The following is a 1,074-nucleotide window of genomic DNA, read 5'->3' on the forward strand; positions in this document are numbered from 1 at the left end:
CGGGCCCGCGGTGCTGCTGCTCGGCCTCGCCGGCCTCGCGCTGCTCTGCCTCGCGACCATCGCCACGGCCCAGCGCCCGGTGGAGGAGCGACCTCGCCGCGCCGCGCCTTCTCGGTGCTCGTCCGCAGCGGCGAATCCTGGGCCTCCGTCGCCTTCGAGGGCCGGGACGCGACGCTCACGGGCGAATCCCTCGCCGAAGAGGCGCGCACCAAGGTCCGCACCTCGCTCGCCGGCCTGTTCGGCGTCAGGGTGGTGAAGGATGAGACCACGCTTCTGCCCGAGCGGCGGCCCTTCACCTTCAGCGCCGTGAAGAGCGGCAAGGCGCTGGCGCTCAACGGCTACGTGCCGTCCAAGGATGCGCTCCAGCGCATCGTCGCGGCCGCCAAGGCGACCGGCGCCACCGTGACCGGGGAGGACCGCCTTGTGCGGGCCCGCGGCGCACCGCCCGGCGACTTCGCCGCACTCGCCACCTTCGCCATCGCCCAGCTCGACCGGTTGCCCTCCGGCCGCATCACGCTATCCGACGGCGCCCTCGCCATCGAGGGCCGCGCTGCGGACCTCGCCAATTACGAGGCGCTGCGGGCCACCATGAACGGTCCGCTGCCGCCCGGCATGACGCTGGCGCGTTTCGCCGTGCGCCCGCCGGTGGCCTCGCCCTTCCTGTTCATCGCCACCCGCGACGGCGGCACCGTCCGCCTGTCGGGCTACGTGCCCTCGGACGATGCGCGCGCCGAGGCGCTGCGCGCCCCGTTCAGCGCCCTGGTCGGCGACCTCGAACGCGCCGTGAGCCGGGTGAACACCCCCGGCAAGCCCAAATCCCGCCCCAAGCTGTCAACGGTCCCGCGGCCGGAAAGCCCAGGGGTCGACGCCGCCGCCGACGGAGGCCATTCGCAATGAGCGACAACCGCAACATGTTCATCGCCATCGCGCTGTCGATGGCGATCCTGATCGGCTGGCAGTATTTCTTCGGCATGCCGCAGGCCGAGCGCCAGCGGCAGGAGCAGCAGCGCATCGCCGAGCAGCAGCAGCCCCGCTCCGGCGCAGCCAGGTTCCGCGGCCCCCCCACGCCGGGCG

The 1,074-nt window shown here is 73.6% G+C and carries 1 protein-coding gene and 1 pseudogene; both read left to right on the forward strand.

All coding sequences use genetic code 11. The annotated features are described in order from the left end of the window. Positions 1–897, forward strand: a pseudogene (locus AC2W7M_RS26095) (hypothetical protein); the annotation flags it as partial. Next, positions 894–1,074: hypothetical protein (locus AC2W7M_RS26100; protein ID WP_486136064.1), on the forward strand; the 181-nt coding region annotated here is incomplete at its 3' end. The pseudogene AC2W7M_RS26095 and the gene AC2W7M_RS26100, both read left to right, overlap by 4 nt.

Source organism: Xanthobacter sp. BG11Y11_SDJG, from assembly GCF_057364445.1.